General features: G+C 46.7%; 17 protein-coding genes. 9 read left to right on the top strand and 8 right to left on the bottom strand.

Annotated features, from left to right (window positions below):
• Positions 1-117 precede the first annotated feature (117 nt).
• Positions 118-1,599 (bottom strand): ATP-binding protein, encoded by a 1,482-nt coding sequence (locus QUB51_RS06015; RefSeq protein ID WP_333260088.1) that lies wholly within the window; start codon positions 1,597-1,599, stop codon positions 118-120.
• 243 nt (positions 1,600-1,842) lie between these two features.
• Positions 1,843-2,559, bottom strand: coding sequence for an alpha/beta hydrolase (locus QUB51_RS06010; protein ID WP_333260085.1), 717 nt, complete (start codon positions 2,557-2,559; stop codon positions 1,843-1,845).
• A gap of 158 nt (positions 2,560-2,717) precedes the next feature.
• On the opposite strand from QUB51_RS06010, the gene QUB51_RS06005 reads away from it, so the two are divergent.
• Both QUB51_RS06005 and QUB51_RS06000 read left to right on the top strand, forming a co-directional pair.
• Positions 2,718-2,918 (top strand): hypothetical protein, encoded by a 201-nt coding sequence (locus QUB51_RS06005; protein ID WP_333052954.1) that lies wholly within the window; start codon positions 2,718-2,720, stop codon positions 2,916-2,918.
• A gap of 168 nt (positions 2,919-3,086) precedes the next feature.
• Positions 3,087-4,961 carry a BamA/TamA family outer membrane protein gene (locus tag QUB51_RS06000; RefSeq protein WP_333260081.1) on the top strand — a complete coding sequence of 625 codons (1,875 nt, stop codon included), beginning with the start codon at positions 3,087-3,089 and terminating at the stop codon, positions 4,959-4,961.
• Between the two features lie 501 nt (positions 4,962-5,462).
• Here QUB51_RS06000 and QUB51_RS05995 read toward each other — a convergent pair.
• On the bottom strand, positions 5,463-6,794 hold the full coding sequence (locus tag QUB51_RS05995) for a HEAT repeat domain-containing protein (RefSeq protein WP_333052951.1): 1,332 nt from the start codon (positions 6,792-6,794) through the stop codon (positions 5,463-5,465).
• 45 nt (positions 6,795-6,839) lie between these two features.
• Positions 6,840-7,391 (bottom strand): CPBP family glutamic-type intramembrane protease, encoded by a 552-nt coding sequence (locus QUB51_RS05990; protein ID WP_333052950.1) that lies wholly within the window; start codon positions 7,389-7,391, stop codon positions 6,840-6,842.
• 59 nt (positions 7,392-7,450) lie between these two features.
• On the opposite strand from QUB51_RS05990, the gene QUB51_RS05985 reads away from it, so the two are divergent.
• On the top strand, positions 7,451-7,765 hold the full coding sequence (locus tag QUB51_RS05985) for an acylphosphatase (protein ID WP_333260078.1): 315 nt from the start codon (positions 7,451-7,453) through the stop codon (positions 7,763-7,765).
• Between the two features lie 386 nt (positions 7,766-8,151).
• Here the strand turns inward: QUB51_RS05985 and QUB51_RS05980 are convergent, their stop codons facing one another.
• Positions 8,152-8,799, bottom strand: a complete 648-nt coding sequence (locus tag QUB51_RS05980) for a phosphoribosylanthranilate isomerase (protein WP_333052948.1) — start codon at positions 8,797-8,799, stop codon at positions 8,152-8,154.
• 133 nt (positions 8,800-8,932) lie between these two features.
• On the opposite strand from QUB51_RS05980, the gene psaK reads away from it, so the two are divergent.
• The 4 genes from psaK (at position 8,933) to QUB51_RS05960 (ending at position 13,350) form a co-directional block, all read left to right on the top strand.
• On the top strand, positions 8,933-9,217 hold the full coding sequence (gene psaK / locus QUB51_RS05975; protein WP_333040629.1) for a photosystem I reaction center subunit PsaK: 285 nt from the start codon (positions 8,933-8,935) through the stop codon (positions 9,215-9,217).
• A gap of 81 nt (positions 9,218-9,298) precedes the next feature.
• Positions 9,299-10,495 (top strand): site-2 protease family protein, encoded by a 1,197-nt coding sequence (locus QUB51_RS05970; protein WP_333052947.1) that lies wholly within the window; start codon positions 9,299-9,301, stop codon positions 10,493-10,495.
• Between the two features lie 81 nt (positions 10,496-10,576).
• Positions 10,577-12,526, top strand: a complete 1,950-nt coding sequence (locus QUB51_RS05965; RefSeq protein ID WP_333260074.1) for an adenylate/guanylate cyclase domain-containing protein — start codon at positions 10,577-10,579, stop codon at positions 12,524-12,526.
• Between the two features lie 38 nt (positions 12,527-12,564).
• The gene (locus tag QUB51_RS05960) at positions 12,565-13,350 is read left to right on the top strand and encodes a DUF928 domain-containing protein (protein WP_333260072.1); all 786 of its coding nucleotides are present in this window, start codon (positions 12,565-12,567) and stop codon (positions 13,348-13,350) included.
• A 267-nt stretch (positions 13,351-13,617) separates the two neighbouring features.
• On the opposite strand, the gene QUB51_RS05955 is transcribed toward QUB51_RS05960, so the two are convergent.
• On the bottom strand, positions 13,618-14,370 hold the full coding sequence (locus QUB51_RS05955) for a biotin/lipoate A/B protein ligase family protein (protein WP_333260069.1): 753 nt from the start codon (positions 14,368-14,370) through the stop codon (positions 13,618-13,620).
• A 144-nt stretch (positions 14,371-14,514) separates the two neighbouring features.
• Here QUB51_RS05955 and QUB51_RS05950 point away from each other — a divergent pair, with 144 nt between their 5' ends.
• Both QUB51_RS05950 and QUB51_RS05945 read left to right on the top strand, forming a co-directional pair.
• Entirely contained in the window at positions 14,515-14,841 is a 327-nt protein-coding gene (locus QUB51_RS05950; protein ID WP_190663385.1) for a thioredoxin domain-containing protein, read from the top strand.
• 194 nt (positions 14,842-15,035) lie between these two features.
• Positions 15,036-16,256, top strand: coding sequence for an LL-diaminopimelate aminotransferase (locus QUB51_RS05945; protein ID WP_333260066.1), 1,221 nt, complete (start codon positions 15,036-15,038; stop codon positions 16,254-16,256).
• Positions 16,257-16,692: 436 nt separating this feature from the next.
• Here QUB51_RS05945 and QUB51_RS05940 read toward each other — a convergent pair whose 3' ends face one another.
• Positions 16,693-17,091 (bottom strand): hypothetical protein, encoded by a 399-nt coding sequence (locus QUB51_RS05940; RefSeq protein WP_333052937.1) that lies wholly within the window; start codon positions 17,089-17,091, stop codon positions 16,693-16,695.
• 127 nt (positions 17,092-17,218) lie between these two features.
• Positions 17,219-18,025 carry a 5'/3'-nucleotidase SurE gene (gene surE / locus QUB51_RS05935; protein ID WP_333052936.1) on the bottom strand — a complete coding sequence of 269 codons (807 nt, stop codon included), beginning with the start codon at positions 18,023-18,025 and terminating at the stop codon, positions 17,219-17,221.
• Positions 18,026-18,406: the final 381 nt, after the last annotated feature.

The raw sequence follows: 18,406 nt of genomic DNA, 5'->3' as shown, positions 1-18,406 counted from the left end.
GCGGGACGCCCGTGCCACAGTTAACACAGGCGGGACGCCCGTGCCACAGTTAACACAGGCGGGACGCCCGTGCCACACATAGTTAAAATAGATAAATTTCGAGGATTAGTAAATTGCTTAAGTTTGCTGGAGCGGCAGTTCCATGATAAACTCGGTTCCCTTGCAGGGTTCCGACTCGCACCGAAGCGAGCCTCGGTGATTCTCTACTAAGATTTTGTAGACAATAGACAATCCTAAACCGGTACCTTTACCGATTTCCTTGGTGGTGAAAAACTGCTCGAACATTCGCTCTTTTATCTGTGGTGTCATTCCGGTTCCCGTGTCAGCAATCCGCACTCTCACGCGATCGGGGCCAGCTAATTCTGTGCTGATAAAAATTTTTAGCGCAGCATTGGGCTGATTTTGTGCTACCTCGTCCAAAGCATCGATCGCGTTGGTAATTAGATTCATAAATACTTGATTTAGCTGTCCTGAATAACACTCTACAGGAGGCAACTTTCCATATTTTTTAATTACTTGAATGTCGCGACGATCTATTTGAGAATTGAGACGGTTTCGCAAAATTAACACGGTGCTGTCAATGCTGTCGTGCAAGTCGCACATGGTCATGTTAGTGTTATCGGTTCGCGAAAAATTGCCCATAGATTTGACAATTTCGCGAATGCGATTGGAACCCATTTGCATGGAAGACATAACTTTAGGCAAGTCTTCAACTAGAAAATCAAGATCTATCTCTGCGATTTTAGCTGTGATTTCGGGACAGGGATTTGGACAGTATTCTCGATAGAGGCGCAGCAGGTGTAGCAAATCTTGAGTATAAATTTCCGCATGGCTCAAGTTGCCGTAAATAAAACTAACTGGGTTATTAATTTCGTGGACGATACTAGCCATTAGCGCCCCCAGCGAAGACATTTTTTCGCTGTGGAGGAGTTGAGCTTGAGTTTGTTTTAGTTCGCAAAGTGCGCGATCGAGCTGGGCTGCTTGAGCTTCCGCTTTCGAGGTAGCAGCACAACTTTCTTGATAAAGTTCTACCTGTTTAAGGTCGATTTCAAATTGTTCGATTTCGCTTTCTTGCTGGTATTGACTCACTACGGCATCGAAAGCTTCTAGCAAGTCGCCGCCCGCTGCTTCGACAATGTACAGCAGGTGGGGATTTTCCAGCCTGAGTTCGGCATCAGGAACTTGCACCAAGGCTTTTATTCGATCGATATATGCGCGTACTTGTTTGTCTAAATACAGTGGTGGCTCAAAATACATGGCCTTGACGGTGGCTGAAGGGGGACTCAATAAGTTGAGGCTGCTGCTAGTATTAATTAAGTCGCGGTGGGATTTTTCCATAAGCTCGATCGCCTCTAACAAATTCCCCCGCAGCTTGGCTCTTTCTACGCCATTCTGAGAGCCAACTAACCTCATGCAAAAAAAAGCCGTTCGTTGGGAAAGCATTCGCTGGCGGCCGCTGATGTTAATTACCGCAGCACTAATTTTTCTGGCTGTCGTAATTTCTTCCAGATTAAAGTAGTTGCTCAGTGCTGCCATTGGTAATACCCCCGACTCCACTAAATGTCTGTAGCTCCTGCTGACACAAGATTTAAGAGCCATAAAAAAAATTGTATAATACACTAATCAATATATTCTGTATTTCCTAATAAAGTAGTATACTAAAACACAATTATTTTCCATTTGTGGCTTATCACAATTTTTATGATTCGGCTTCTTGCACAGTTTTTCTTAATTATTCAAAAATTCACAAGTCAACTTCGCCATAATTGGAGCTTGAGTTTGCGGCAACCCGTGAGTGGCATTGGGAATAATTGCTAACTCTGCCCCCGGTATCTTGTTAGCCTAGGTTTCACAGTGCCATAGACGAATTGTTTCGTCACTATCTGCTGCGATAACTAAGGTAGGAATTTGCAATTTGTGAATTTCTTTTTCTACTGTATCAACTGCATCTTCTGGCTGCATCCGACTCATTAACAATGACCTTGCTACTGGTTGAGATATCAACTCCCTGCGCCACCCCGAAATTTGCTGCAATTTCTCACTTTTTCCCGCTAAACTCGCAAAAGGTTTTGCCAACTGCAATGCCCAATCAACAACTGGAGTTTCCCACAATAGCGGCCGCAAAGCATCGTATTCACCGCAAAAACTGTCGTCCCGAATTCCGGCTGGTGCTGCTAACACTAAACTGCTCACAGAATTAGGATATTTGAGGGAATATGCAGATGCTACCCAACCGCCAAAAGAATGTCCGATGATGCAGCAAGGTTCGATATTTAGTTGTTCTACAACTTGCCGCACAAAAGCAACTTCTACAGCTACGTCGTAGCGGATTTCTGGTTTGCTGGATTCTCCAAAACCCAACATATCTAAACTAATGCACCGAAACTGAGATTGCAGTAACTCAATTAATGGCAGCCAGCAAGTCTTTTCTCCTAAGACACTCTGCAGCATCAATAAGAGTCTGCCGCACCCGATGTCGAGGTAGGTGGCTGTTTGGCTGCTGCTATTGACAAATGTACTTAATGTGTGCGCTTGTTCTACAGGTGCTTGAGACTGCATGGCGATCGACTCCCGATCGGTCAGGAATCTTTGTAAAGGATTGTAACAAAAAAGCAGTCCAAAGGTTAAACTTCATTACGGAGTACACAGTTAGAAATAGACCATGATATTGTCTATGATTATTAGAAAATACTACAAACCCAAAGCAGGAGAACACTTTGAACTCTACTTTAAGACAGTACCCGGCTTGCTCTCTTCGCGAAGATGTCAGTGAGTACGTAGCACACCTACAGCTTCACATGACTTTACAAGCTCGCAACTTGCTCCCTACCATTACCACCGCTAAGGATAGTCGCGAACAACTGTTGCAGCAGACTCAGGCTCATTTTGAGAAACGTGTTTCTCGACAAGCTATTTAAACAAATTTTCGGTTTCCCCAATTTACGATCGCCCGCGGTCGAACTTTCCGACATTTCAGCATCCCAGAAACCCGGTAGCCTCAACAATACCGGGTTTCTTTTCGGCTAATTATGCAGGGGGCCAGGTTTTGGGTAATATGCGTTGGGTATGCTTTAAATTTAATGTCTATGCGAATTCCGATTATTGCATTTTTGACTTTGGCTGGGCTGGCTGGCGGCGAATTGGCAGCCGGGGCGATCGATCCGAGTGCCGCACCGACTGAGGCCCAGTTTAGAGAGGGAACCGCAGAAATTGACAGGCGAGACGCCTGTCCCACAAGAGCACAGAGGGAGGAGGATGAGGTGAGTCTCACATCTGGCACCATTCTCCAGAACGGGCAAGATGCCCGGTCCACAAGAGATGAATTGTTTTGTGGAACAGGCATCTTGCCTGTTCATCAAAAGCTGATTGAAAATGGTGCAGCATCTGTCAAGAACGGTGCAGCATCTGTCCAGAACGGGCAAGATGCCCGTTCCACAAGAGATGAATTGTGTGGTGGCACAGGAATGTTGGCTGAAGTACGCGGGGCGCAGCTATCCCCTAGGGAATCGCCCTCACTCAAGTCCAACCACAATAAAGATTTTACATCTCTGTTAAAAACTCCGGCGACGATCGCGACCAACGCTGAAATCCCCGAAGCAGTAAACAGCAACGCCAGACAGCTAGGCGGTACTCTACAAATCAGTCAAGCGGGCAATGCTGAAGGCGTTTACGTTGCTGAGGTGAAAATTCGCTTTGTCAATTCCAGAGGCGAAGCTGTTGATAGAAAAGGGAATCGAATTGAGGGCAGAATTTCGGAAGATTTTATCCGAGGTGAGCTCAAACTCAAGGCGGGGGATAACTACAGCCGGGAAGTTGTACGATCGGATTTACAGCAGTTGCAGCAATTGGGATTGTTTGAGAAAGTTACGGTTTCGATCGAAGAAGTTGGCACGGATGTTAATGTAATTTACAACGTTCAAGAGCGATCGGCTCGCTCTTTTAGCGTGAGTGCCAGTCTTAGTGATGATGTTGGCGTTGCTGTTCCTCTTTCCTATACCGATCGAACTTTCGGCACAAACCCCCAGCGGCTGGCGGTGGAACTTGAGCCCAGCCTCCGAGGTATCCAGTACGATGTCCAGTTTGTCAGCCCTTACGTTGCCGCCGAAGACCGTTTGGGATACAGTGTGAGAGCTTTTGGCGATCGCAGAATATCGGAAATTTTCAACAAAGATATTGATTTGCCCAACGGGAACCGAGTTCGGGAAATTCGGATGGGGGGAAATCTCAGGTTTACCAGACCTTTGGGCGATTGGCAATCGACTTTGGGACTGAATTATACAAACATCAGTACGCGCGATCGCAACTTAAATATCGCCCGTCGCGACGAACTCGGCAATCCTCTCACATTCAGTGGCAGCGGCGTTGACGAGTTATACACTGTTTCTTTTGGTGCGATGCTCGATCGGCGGGACAATCCCTTCAACCCCACCAGCGGCTCGATTCTGAGCCTCAGCACCGAGCAGTCGATACCTCTGGGACGAGGTAACATTGTGAGTAACAGGCTGTTAGCAAATTATATACATTATGTACCAGTAACTTTGCTCGGCATCAGCGAGTCCGAAGCCTTGCCCGAAATGCTGGCTTTTAACTTGCAAGCGGGCACGGTAATCGGGGATTTGCCACCAACGGAAGCTTTTCGCCTCGGCGGTCGCAATTCTGTGCGGGGTTACGATAGCGGGGATATTGGCAGTGGCAGGAGTTATTTTTTAGCTTCGGGTGAATATCGGTTTCCTGTCGGGAGGGATGTTGGCGGCGTGATATTTGCTGATTTTGCGTCGGATTTGGGAACGGGAGATAGTGTACTGGGAAAACCGGCCGTAGTCAGGGACAAACCGGGGACTGGGGCGGGTGTTGGGCTGGGTGTGAGGGTGCGATCGTCCTTTGGATTAATTCGCTTAGATATGGCTGTTAGCGACTCCGGCGACCTCAAACTTATACTCGGTACAAAGCAGCGATTTTAAATTAGTCATCAGTCGCGAGTTAACTGTAGGGGCGGGTTTTACCAACAATATTTGATAACCGCAAACAATCTTGTAAACCCGCCCCCACACCACCGATAACCCAGATTAACCTGATATTCGAGCGAATCCAAAAAATGTAGATTCGGATTTGCCGCCCAAGTGGGGGCGGGTTTATTATATTGTTGGTTTCTGGCATAGATGATTGGTAAAACCCGCCCCTACAGGATGCGTGAAGATACAAGAAGCGATTTCAATCGCCAGTTGCTAAAAAAGGTTTCAGCCTACGGTTTTAAACAGCGGGGTGTCTGCTATGTCTGCTAAAAATTGGGCGAGTTGTCGATCGAATAATTGAGTTTGATTTCTTTCGTCAACCCAACCTCCACAGTTTGTGGTAGTAATTGAAATGGAGTGAAATATAGCACCTCGGTAAGGACACCACAATGTGGGTTCCCTACTGGGTTGTAAGCAATTTACAATTGCTATATTTATGCTCGTAAATGCTTAACGCTTTGGTTTCTTTACATCAACAGTTTTCGGCTTAGCCGCCGGAGTGCGCGGATAAAACTTAAACTTATTGAGCGCAGCACTTGCCGATTTAGCCACACCGCTATCTATATCTCGCAAAGCTTTTTGTAGCAGCGGAATCACTTTTTCCGACTTAATCATTGCTAGTGCTTCCACAGCAGCTTCGCGCACCTCCGGGTGAATATCTTGAGCTAATTTTCCCAAGGTTTCTATTGCTCGCTGACCTTCGGATCTCAGAGCATTAGCAGCAGCCATTTTACCTAAAGCAGACGCTGCAAACTTCCGGGTTTCTTTGTCCTGACTTTGAACACATCCCATCAACTGCGGTAGGGAATAGCTTGGTGCTTGTCTGGTAATTGGAAGCTGTTGTTCGACTTCGGGTTGATGTAAATCAATGGGTTGTGGTTCTGAAAAACCTGTGTAATTTAACTCTTCTTCAACTTCTGTTTGATTTAACTCACTTGACAGTTCCTGCCAAACTTCTTCTTGTGATACACCTTCGGCAAATTCTGTTGAATTTAACTGACTAAACTGCTGCTCCGGGACTTCTTGTTGTACATTACTCTCGTACTGCTCTTGCAAAGACCTGATAGTAGCTTGCATCTGAGCTTCGTGAGCTCTCAACTGCTCGTGAGCCGCTTGCAACTGACTCTCGTATTGCTCTTGCAAAGCCTCCATATTTAACTGCAGCTCAACCTCGCGGTTCTCATATTCCTCGGCAGTTTGCCTCAAGCGAATTTCGTGTTCATTTTGCAAGTTTTGCAAATGTTGCTCCATCTGAGCTTGATAATTTAGATGCAATTCGTCAGCAACTCTGAGTAAGTGATGTTCGTGTTCGGCTTGCAAAGATTGGATATTTTGCTGCATCCTAGCATTGTTAGCGGCTTCTAATTCCTCGCTGATTTGTCGTCGCAGCTCGTACTCGTCTACGCTGGCAAGTGGTTGGACCTGACTCTCGCGTTCGGCCAAAACTTGTTGGAGCTGACTGTCGCGTTCTGCCAAAACTTGTTGGAGCTGATTTTCATATTGAGCCGCAACTTGTTTGAGCTGGTTTTCGTATTGGGTAGTAACTTGTCTGAGTAAATTTTCGTGTTCGATAGTAGCTTTTCTAAGCTGATTTTCCCGTTCTCCTTTCTGAGATTCTACAGCTTGTTGCACCCGAGACATCTGAGCTAATTCTATTTCCTCAGTAATTCTGCGAGTTTGCTGCAAGTATTCTTGCTTTTGCTTCTTTAAGCGCTTTTCCACTAACCAGTAAGCAACTGCTACCCCTGCCAAAAAACCTACGATCGCTCCGATGATACCCACAACTGAGATCCTCCCGACAAAATAGTGATGCTGGACTTTTTACATTTAACCATATAGCCTCCTGTAACCGCCCAGTAGCAACAGCCAGGCTGTCACTGCGAGCCAGTGAAGCGCCACCGCAGGCCAGATAGAACCGCTTTGCAGGTATGCGAGGGAGCACGCAACTCCCAAAATTGCCGCCAGTAGCAAAAATACTGGATTCATAAAGGTCGATCGACCAACCGGGTAAAAAGTCAGCGCGTTCAGCGGGTGGTAAACTACAAAAACCGCCAAACTCGCACATCCCCAAAACCACAGCATTAACCCAGAAGCCTTCTCAAACGGGTGCGGCAGCATTAACACCCGGAACAATAACTCCTCGGTGATGCCCGGACTTAACAAACAGCCAACGAGCACTCCCACAATTGTACGCCGAGAGGTTTGCACGTCTACTTTTAGAAATCCTGACCAAAAACCAATGGAAAGAGCGATCGAAGTGTAAACCAGCGCGAGCATAGCTGCAACCAGCCAATCAGTGACATCGGGAATAGTTGAAAAAGCCAGGGTGACGCGGCGTATCAGGAATCCCGGCAGCACCATCGCGCTAAAATTTAACATAATCAAACCGATCCTTAAAATTTTCAAACAGATGTTAGCAGTAAGTTGAGCCGTTTATTATGCAAAACCAATCATTGCCGCCCGTCAGAGTCCGCGTTTTTGTTTCGGGATTAGTTCAAGGAGTAGGATACCGATATTCAACGAAGAATCAAGCAAAGTATTTCGGCCTGGGCGGCTGGGTAAGAAATCTCCCCGACGGGCGCGTCGAAGCTGTCTTTGAAGGCTCCAAAAAAGCTGTTGAACAAATGATTAGTTGGTGCCGAGGCGGCCCCAGCGGTGCTAGGGTGAGCGAGTTGGTTTTGGAATACGAAGACCCGGAAGGCGATTCCCTTGACGATAGCTCCGCCGCGCGTACTTTTGAGATCCGGCGATAAAAGAATAAGGAATGAGAATTAAATAACTTCCACTCTTGAAAGTGGGATGGGCGGGACGCCCGTCCAAAAAGGACGGGCGTCCCGCCCATCCCACAATAACAATTAAAATTGTAAGTTATTTAATTCGCGATCCTAAACGGCATAGACTGCGGTTGAAATTGCTACTGTAGAAACGAGTTCTGCCTTGTATAAGGCAGGCTTCGCTCGCGCAGACTAAAGAATGAATCGCATAAAAAGCGCGAATTTGGTATTGCCAATTTACAGCGTATTCCAGGTTTATGAACTACACCCCAGAAACCGGGTTTCTTTACAGTTCTCGTATCATTAGTGATACTGTTTAAGAAACCCGGTTTCTCGCGTTCTACATTTACATGAAATATGCTGTATCAATGATTAGCAAGTTGACTTAAATTAGCAAACAACTGAGCAACTTTGGTCAAATCTTTATCTCCCGGCGCTATTTCTACGCCGCTAGAAAGGTCAACACCGCTGAAGTTATTGCCGATCGCGCTATCAATTGCATTTAAAATATTATCGGGTGTTAAACCGCCCGCCAGCAGCCAAGGACACGGCGGTCTAAACTCTGATAACATCATCCAGTCGATCGTTTTACCAGTACCGCCCAATTGCCCTGGATGGTAAGCATCCAGCAGTAAAGTATCGACACGAACAGCATAAACAGCAGCGGTGGCTAAAGTTTCAGGAGTCTTAACTCTCAGGGCTTTAATAATTTCAATTCCCGGCAAAAACTCCCGCAGTCGATCGCAATATTCCGCTGTTTCATCTCCATGCAACTGCACCCCGCTTAAATTTGACTCTGCCGCTACTTGACAGATATTTTCTATTGTGGTGTTGGCAAAAACGCCGATGCGATCGACATTTTCCGGCAATTGCTCGACAATCAGGCGAATTGTTTCTGGGCTGACATAGCGGGGGGAAGCCGGCACACAGATAAACCCCAAAGCCTGGGCTCCCAAGCGGGCGATCGCAATTCCTTGGTCTAATTTAGTGATTCCGCAAATTTTAACCCGCACTCCGATTCCTCCGTTCCGAATTTGTATCAAAATATAAACGAATTGTTAACTATTAAAACAAATCTTAGTTTAATGCAAACCGCTTTTTATAATCTGGGAAATCAATTTATCTGTGAAATCAGGAAATAAGAACATGATCACCTCATCTTTGCTGTTAGCCGTACAATCTACCGCTCCCTCAACACCGGAGTGGTCGCCACTGGTAGGACTGACAATGATTTTATGCAATTTGCTGGCGATCACGATCGGCTACTACGGCATCTCCAAGCAAAACCGAGGCAAGGGCCCAGCTTTACCCGTGGCACTCCCTGGAATGTTCAAAGGCTTCGGCGTACCAGAATTGCTGGCAACAGCCAGCTTCGGCCACTTGCTCGGAGCCGGAGTAATCTTGGGCTTGGGTAACGCCGGAGTTCTGTAAAAATCAGGGGAAAGGCAAAGGCAAGGGGTGAGAAAAGATATAATAGAAACTCTTTCTTGCTCTCCTTTCCCAGGAAAATTCATGCAGACAGGTTGGCGAATCGGCTCTTTATTTGGCATCCCCCTAGTTATAGATTATTCGTGGTTTATAATTTTAGCCTTAGCAACCCGCGAATACGCCAGCAGTTACCGCCTGTGGGGGCCTGCGCTCTCCTGGAGTGCGGGGTTAGCAATAGCTCTGCTACTGTTTGCTTCCGTGCTCTTGCACGAACTCGGACACAGCTTGGCGGCGATATCGCAAGGCATTAAAGTTAATTCTATTACCTTATTCTTATTTGGCGGAGTAGCTTCGATCGACTCGGAATCCAAAACTCCCGGTCAAGCTTTTCAAGTAGCCATTGCCGGCCCTCTAGTCAGCTTTGCGCTGTTTTTAATCCTCGGTTTGGGTTCTCAAGTTCTTCCCCCGCAAAGTTTGCTAGCAATTGTCACCGAAAGGGTAGCACTAATCAATCTCGTTTTGGGATTATTTAACTTAATTCCCGGTCTGCCTTTGGATGGAGGACAAGTTTTAAAAGCAGCAATTTGGAAAATCACCGGATCTCGATTTGCCGGCGTTCGCTGGGCGGCAAAAACAGGACAAGTTTTAGGTTGGCTGGCTGTTGCTTTGGGTCTGAGTTTATGCTTTTTAGCGCGGGAGTACGGCGGCTTGTGGATTGCACTGATTGGCTGGTTTGGCATTCGCAATGCCACTGCTTATAGCCAAGTTACTTCGCTGCAAGAAGCCCTGCTCAAAATTAAAGCCAGCGATGCGATGAGTCGCGAGTTTCGAGTTGTAGATGCAGATTTGACTCTGCGAGAATTTGCCGATCGATATTTGTTAGAAGTCAATCCGTTTCCATTTTATATTGCTGCGACCAACGGCCGGGATTTGGGCTTAGTGTCGATCGACGATATTCGCTTCACAGAACGCAGTCAATGGCAAATTCAGACTTTGCACAACATTTTGAAACCCCTGGGAAAAACCCCCACAGTCTCCGAAAAAGCCTCCCTTGCAGAAGTAATTAACAGCATGGAAGCCCGTCAACTCCCCCGAATCATCGTCCTCTCGCCGATTGGTTCAGTAGTGGGGACGATCGATCGGGGCGACGTGGTTAAAGTTTTAGCAAAATACCTCAAACCACAGATTTCAATGGCCGACATCAAGCGCAGCAAAGAAGAAAACAGCTATCCGCAGGGATTGCAATTAAGTGCGATCGCCAAAACTGCACAAGAAAACTAAAAATTTGGCATCAGTAAGGGGCATCAGCGATCGGTTAAGATGTAGCATACTTTGTGACTCAGGGTTGAAACACTAAATTTTATGCCCCAATTCTTTAAGAGAATTTATCATAAATTTGCGGAGGGACTTGGGAAAAATTTAACTTATTTATTCCCCAACGCTGACTTGCAACCTGTTGCTATCATCTGGATTGTCGTGACCGGAACTCTATTGGGAGTGAGGCATTTAGGCGGGTTGCAGCCACTAGAATTAAATGCTTACGACCTCATGGTGCAGTTGGGGCAAGATCGCGGCCCTGACCCCAGGTTGCTGATAGTTGAAATCACCGATCGGGACATTAGTGCTTTAAACAGATGGCCAATTTCCGATCGCGTTTTAGCAAAAGCGATCGCCGAAATAGCGCGTTTGGAACCCACAGCTATTGGTCTCGATATAATTCGTGATATTCCCTACGAACCGGGGACTGCTGAATTAGCAACTCAACTGAAAAACCCCAAAGTATTTCCCATTACCTTCATCGGCTCCTTAAAGTACGATCGAGTCCAGCCACCTCCCAACATACCAGACAAGCGGGTAGGATTTAACGATTTGTATCTCGATCCAGATGGTATAGTGCGTCGTAATGTGATGTCTATTGGCGATGGTAAAAACACGTTTTATTCATTTCCCTCCAGGCTAGCTTTTGCATATTTTGATAGCAAAAATATAGAATATAAAGCTACAGAAAACAATGAATTCTTAGTAGATAAAACAGTATTTTCAAAGTTGCGCTCAAACTCAGGAGGTTATCAAAACATTCCTGCCCAAGGCTATCAAATATTGCTAAATTACCGCTCTCCTAAAAAGATAGCAGAAACCGTGACCATAACTCAAGTTTTGGAGGGCAAAGTAGACCCCAACTTGGTAAAAGATAAAATAGTCTTAATCGGGGTGACAGCCCCAACAGTAAAAGATATTTTTTCTACCCCCTACAGCGCTACTAAAAACGGTAATATCCCGACGCCTGGGGTATTAATTCACGCAACGGCCACCAGCCAAATTCTCAGTGCAGTTTTAGACGGCCAAAGGCTATTTTGGTATTGGGATGAATGGCAAGAAATCCTCTGGATTGTGGTTTGGAGTGCAGTGGGTGGCTGTTTAGCTTGGCGGCTAGAAAAAGCGCTGAATTTGATCGCGATCGCGATCGTAGCTTGCGGCTCATTATTCGGATTCACCTTTTTCCTCTTCCTACAACAGGGGTGGATACCTCTAATTGCTCCAGCCCTTGCCCTTTTAATCACCGCAGGAGTCGCAGTTACCTATAAATACGAGCAGTCGAGACAACAGCAAGGGATTGTGATGAAATTATTAGGACAACAAACTTCACCCGCGATCGCAAATGCCCTGTGGAAAGAGCGCGTCCATCTGCTCGAATCAGGGTTATTGCCAGGGCAAAAAGTTACTGCTACGATCGTCCTCACCGACGTGCAGGGTTTTAGTACAATCTCCGAAAAACTCGCGCCAGAAGTGGTAATGAGTTGGTTAAATGAGTATTTATCAGCAATGGCCCAAGAAGTCCAAGCACATCAAGGCGTGATTAATAAATTTACCGGAGATGGAATGCTGGCAGTATTTGGCGTACCCATTCCCCGCACCACTCGCGAAGAAATTGCAGAAGATGCTCGCCTCGCCGTATCTTGCGCTTTAGCTATAAGTTCGCGCTTGCCAGAAATGAATCAAAATTGGCTCACACGCGGTTTACCGGCCGTAAAAATGCGAGTAGGCATCTTTACAGGGCCTGTGATGGTGGGTAGTCTGGGAGGCACAACCCGTTTAGAATATGGAGTGATCGGCGACAGCGTAAATATTGCCTCTCGCCTAGAAAGCTGCGAAAAGGAGCGGCACGAGGACACTTGCCGGATATTGATTGCAGAAGAAACCTTTGTGCATTTGGCCGACAAATTTGAGGTAGAATCTTGGGGAGCTTTGCCTTTAAGAGGTAGGGAACAAAAAGTTAATGTCTACCGGGTTTTGGGAAGGAAAAAGAAATAAAAAGAGAGAATCTCTCCCTACAAATTCATGGAGTTAATGTGAAAACAATTACTAAGTTTCTCATCAATCTGATATCAGTTGGCTCAATAGTATTGATAGCCACACTTAACATTTCTCAATTGGCAGTTGTGGGACAGCCCAGCATAAACACACCTGACCGCCCACCCAACCCTATACCGGGAGGGCCGCGCTTCATTCCGCCTACTGAAGATATAGATAATTGGCCCCCCACTCAACCGAGACGGCCTGTGCGCGGTGGCTGCGCGAGCATTAGTCAGCTAGGTCTCACAGCCTTAGTGCCTAAAAATAAGATGGGACGGACTGTTTCCGACTATCCAACGTTCTTTTTCTACTTGCCTCAAACAGAGGCCGAATCAGCCGAATTTATCCTACAAGATGAAAGCGGCAAGGAGATTTATAAACAGGAGCTCACAATTAGCAATTTATCAGGGGTAATCGGCGTTAGTATCCCCGCCAACCAAAATGTGCCGCCCTTGGAAGTAGGCAAAAGTTACACTTGGAATTTTACAGTGATTTGCGACTCTCTAGACCGATCGGCAGATCAGATAGAAATCGGTACGGTACGGCGAGTTGAACTCAGTGAAGATATCCGCCGTCAATTAGATCAGGCAGATCCGCGCCAGAAAACCGTTATTTATGCTGAAAATGGGATTTGGCAAGATGCCCTCAGCACCCTAGCTGCCGCTCGCCGCGATCGGCCTAATGATACAACGTTCAAGGCTGATTGGGAAAGCTTGCTGGATTCTGTGAAATTGGGCGAAATTGCCAAAGAGCCGATCGTTCAAATTCCGCCACAGCCCTAAGCGGTACTGCATTTAAATTTAACTTTTTTGGCGTCGGATCAACGGCCCGGAAAACTTTTAATAAAAATAACTGTACAAGTTTTTAACTTGTATCAGTAACAGCCAAGATGGTCGTTCCACAACAAATAATTTTTCTTGTGGAACGGCCATCTTGGCTGTTCCCAAAAGGCGGTATACCCACAATAATTATTCCAAAAATCTCTTGTGGAACGGCCATCTTGGCTGTTCCGAAAAGGTGGCAGTAAACCCCGCCCCCAAATATGGAGGTTAAATGTGAAACAGCTTATTACTTGTTAATTCCAAAATATCCTGCCATTCCTCATCCGAAAGTGACTGCACCTCCAAATCAATTTCAAAACAGCGACAAGCCGCCGCACTCAAAACATCAATTACAGTGGCAATCAAATCATCTCCCCCTTCAGATAGAGGTAATTGCACAGGAATTAATTCCTCCTCAAACACTTGAGAAAACAAACAAACATCCGGCTGCAAACGCATCGAACCGTGCTGCAAAATAGCATCACCCCTGCGTAATTGCGCGCTACCAATTAACTTGCAGCCATCAGCGGTAACTAAATCCGCACCCGTCGCAGTACCAAAACAATTCGGATTGTGAATATAACCCCTTCCAGCTTCCCCGTATTGCAAATCCAAACCCATCGCCCTCCAACCCTCAATCAAAAACTCGCAAATAGTCTGATAAGCTTTCATACGGCTGCTTCCAAACCCCGACGCCACAACTGCATAAGTTAAATCCCCTTGGTGCAGCACGGCGCGCCCGCCGCTGGGCCTCCTCACCAACTCCACAGGCATTCCCCGCCAAGACAACTGCTGCCAAAACTCCGGCCATCGGCGCTGGTGGTAGCCCAAGGAAATCGCCGCCGGTTGCCAAGTGTAAAATCGCAGAGTTGGCGGATGTTTGCCCGCTAGATGCTGTTCCAGTAGCCATTGGTCGATCGCCATCTGCACGCTACCAGACGCCGACAACAGTGGAATTAAACGCCATACAGAATTAGCCATCAGTCGCGAGTCCTTAGTTTCTACTCAATAATTCGCAGAATGTTTTAAAATTAGTAACAGTTTTTTGGGCCTGTCTTCTAAGTTGGTGCAAGTTTCACGCCAGCCGGTGCTTTAGAAATAAATAGAAAAAATAATCGCAGAACCATGAGCAACAGTGTAATTGTCATTAACGACGAAAAATTTGAAACAGAAGTCCTGAAAGCAGAGCAACCAGTGCTTGCCTATTTTTGGGCTACTTGGTGCGGGCCTTGCAAACTGATCGCGCCTTCGGTAGACTGGGTGGCGGCCAACTACAGCGATCGGCTGAAAGTGGTTAAAATGGAAATTGACCCCAATCCTAATACTGTCAAGCAGTATAAAGTAGAAGGAGTCCCAGCTCTCCGGCTGTTTAAAAATGCCGAAGTAGTGCTTTCTCACGAGGGAGCCATTACTAAACAAACTTTGATCGGTTTGCTCGACGCTCACTTATAAAGTTTGGAAATGATTCGGGAGTTTCCAACTCCCAACTTACAACTATAGCAATCGCAAATAGTTTTTCAATATCTCTCTTGTATCCTCAATATTCCTCTCTGGCTCTGCGCCCTCTGCGCTCTCTGCGGTTAGTAAAAAAAATAATTTAGCTAATATAAAAATAATCCTTAAAATCTCCCAAAAATATAGAAAATATGCAATTTGCTAAACGTTTAGAACCACTGCAATTTAATGTATTTGCCGATATGGATCGGGCAAAAGCTCAAGCTAGAGCAGCGGGACAAAATGTGATTGACTTGTCTCTGGGTTCTTCGGATTTGCCGGCCGCTGCTCACATTACAGAGGCGATCGCACATTCTCTCTCCGACACCAGCACCCACGGCTATTTGCTATTTAACGGCACAAGAGATTTTCGGGAAGCAGCAGCTATTTGGTACGAGCAAAAATTTGGGATTGCAGTCAATCCAGAAACAGAAGTGCTGCCGTTAATTGGTTCCCAAGAAGGCACAGCGCATATGCCTTTAGCTGTACTCAACCCTGGAGATTTTGCTTTGCTGCTCGATCCGGGCTATCCTTCCCACGCGGGCGGTGTGCATTTGGCAGGCGGTCAAATTTATCCGATGCCGATATTAGCAGAAAATGCGTTTTTGCCGATATTTGAAGATATTCCGACAGCAGTGCTGGCTGAGTCGAAGATGATGGTTTTGAGCTATCCTCACAATCCTACAACTGCGATCGCCCCGGTTGCTTTTTTTGAGAAAGCCGTGGCTTTTTGTCGGGAACATCGGCTGGTTTTAGTTCACGATTTCCCTTATGTAGATTTGGTGTTTGACGATTCCGTAGGGGCGGTGCCCCCGTGCCCGCCCTCTGGGATCGAGGAAAACCGCAAATTGATGGCACCGTCAATCTTTCAGGCCGATCGAGATAAGAGTGTGGCGATCGAGTTTTTTACACTATCCAAATCCTACAGTATGGGAGGTTTTCGAGTCGGATATGCGATCGGCAATTCCGAACTAATTGCAGCCCTGCGACAGGTAAAAGCCGCAGTGGACTTCAACCAATACCGAGGGATTTTGAACGGAGCGATCTCCGCATTAACAGGCCCTCAAGATACCGTCAGAACCAGCGTAGAAACCTTCAGAAAACGGCGGGATGCCTTTGTAAACGCGCTACAGAGCATCGGCTGGCAAGTACCCGTACCCCCCGCCACCATGTACGTCTGGGCGAAACTGCCGGAACCTTGGGCCCAAGATTCCGTGAAATTTTGCACTCAGCTAGTACAGAGTACAGGAGTCGCAGCTTCCCCCGGTGCCGGTTTCGGGAAATCAGGAGAAGGCTACGTGCGATTTGCCTTAGTCGAGTCGCCAGCAATTTTGGAAGCAGCAGTTAGAAAAATTGCTGAGTTTCTAAATTGAGTACACGCCTACGGCGAGCGCCGTAGGCGTGTCAACTTAAGCTTTTAGTCCGCCAGTCCTCCGGCTCACCCGGCACTCTTCGCCAGGGAATGATCTTCCACAGGGCTTATAGCTAAAGTCCTATCAAAGAGGACTGAAAAACTCATTAGTCGTCTTCAGACGACTTTAGCTTTGAGGCAGGGGTTTCAACCCCTGTCGGACTGTCGGACTATCGGTTGCACGTTAAGTTGACACCTACGGGTACGGCGCTTTCCCTACAGGGGTTAAAACCCCTGCCGGACTGGGGTTTTGACGTTTTTGGACACAGGAAGAAGGGCACGGCGTCTAAGCGCTTACCCGTAGCTTCAGATGGATGCAATGGCTAAAATAGTGTGATTTCTACCTAAAGGACTAGATATTTGCACGCAGTATCTGTCAGAATCTTTTTTAAGAAATGTTAACGTGAGATATCTTGGGAATTACCAGTTCCGCTCACCCACTCTAAAAATCCTTGAAGTGAATTCTGTCGGGGTAGCGATTGTTCCGTAGCGGCGAGCACACACCCGAAAAAGACCACACTGCCCAAAATTGCAATCAGCGGCAAAGGCTTACCCAGCCCAAAGTCCCGCTGAATCCGAGCTAAGGGTCTGCTCTCGCGCCTGAGCATCTTTCCTACCGTCAGTTGTTTGAGACTAAAAGGATCGCGCACAAAATGACCGCTCCAGCTAATTACCATATGAGAATGGCAGTGGGGGCAAGTGAATAGTCCACTGACCATCCCGACGGGGCCTACGACGCTGGAACGGTTGCAGATCGGGCAAGTGACAGAATGAGTGTTATAGGTGGGAGCGTTCATAACTGTTTTTCTTGAGTAAAAAAAACTAACAAGTAATTGGGAGCCTGTGTTAACGCTTAAGGTATAGACCTTGAGAGGCACTTTTCCTTAATTCCTAGTTTACCGCTCCAATCGGGTCGATCGGAGCTCACTGCTTGGGAAAACCTGCAAATTGCCAATCCCGCAACGAGTGCAAGTCTGGAGCACAGGTGAGATTATATTGCAAAGGAGTTACGGTTATTCTGTTGTCGCGAATAGCTTGTACGTCTGTAGGAATATCATGTGGCACCGCCGAATCGGCGATTTCTTCTACATCTTCTAACAATTCCCCAGCCAGCCAATAATAAGTTTTGCCGCGCGGATCGGTGCGCTTTTGAAATATGTCGAAATAGCGGCGAATGCCTTGACGGGCGATCGCAACTCCGGTAATTTCTGCTTGTGAGACTGCCGGTATGTTGACATTCAACAGCATCGGTTTCGCCATTGGCTGTTTTTCCAACTGTGCCAGCAAGCTGACAGCGAAATCCACCGCCGGCCCAAATTCCTGCGAAGTAAAGCTCGCGAGGCTGAAAGCAATGCTGGGAATACCTTCCATAATTCCTTCCATTGCTGCCGAAACCGTGCCCGAACAGATGATATCCGTGCCTAAATTGGGCCCGTGGTTGATACCGGAAAGGACAAAATCTGGCGGTTTGTCAAGTAAAGCCCACAAAGCAAGTTTCACGCAGTCGGCGGGAGTACCCGAACAGGCCCAAGCTTGGACTGCGGGCTCAAAAATAGATTCGACAATTTCGGCGCGGATGGGTTGGTGCAGGGTTAGGCCGTGGCCGGTAGCGGAGCGCTCTCTGTCGGGACAAACTACGCTCACATCGTGGCCAGCGGCGGCGAGAGCGTTGGCGAGGCTACGGATGCCTTGTGCAAAGATGCCGTCGTCGTTGCTAATTAAAAGTTTCATTGAAATTTTTATAGGCCTTATAGCAATCTTAAACTAGATTCAACTAGGGCGATCGCTCTAACCTCGAATTACCTATTACAAATTATCCGTAACTGCCTAAAATCTCAAATCTAAAATCTAAAATCAACAAGCTGTAGAGCCAAAATTGCGCTAAACCCAACTTGGCCCAAAACAGCCATCAATCTAAAATCTCAAATCTAAAATCTAAAATCAACAAGACTGTCGAGCCAAAATTGCGCTAAACCCAACTTGACCACAAACAGCCATCAATCTAAAATCTCAAATCTAAAATCAACAAGCTGTAGAGCCAAAATTGCGCTAAACCCAACTTGGCCCAAAACAGCCATCAATCTAAAATCTCAAATCTAAAATCTAAAATCA

Origin of the sequence: Microcoleus sp. AT8-A3 (assembly GCF_036705675.1) — a bacterium.
Lineage (GTDB): Bacteria > Cyanobacteriota > Cyanobacteriia > Cyanobacteriales > Microcoleaceae > Microcoleus.
The sequence above is the reverse complement of the archived record's forward strand: the minus strand, read 5'-3'. Positions and strand labels throughout refer to the sequence as shown.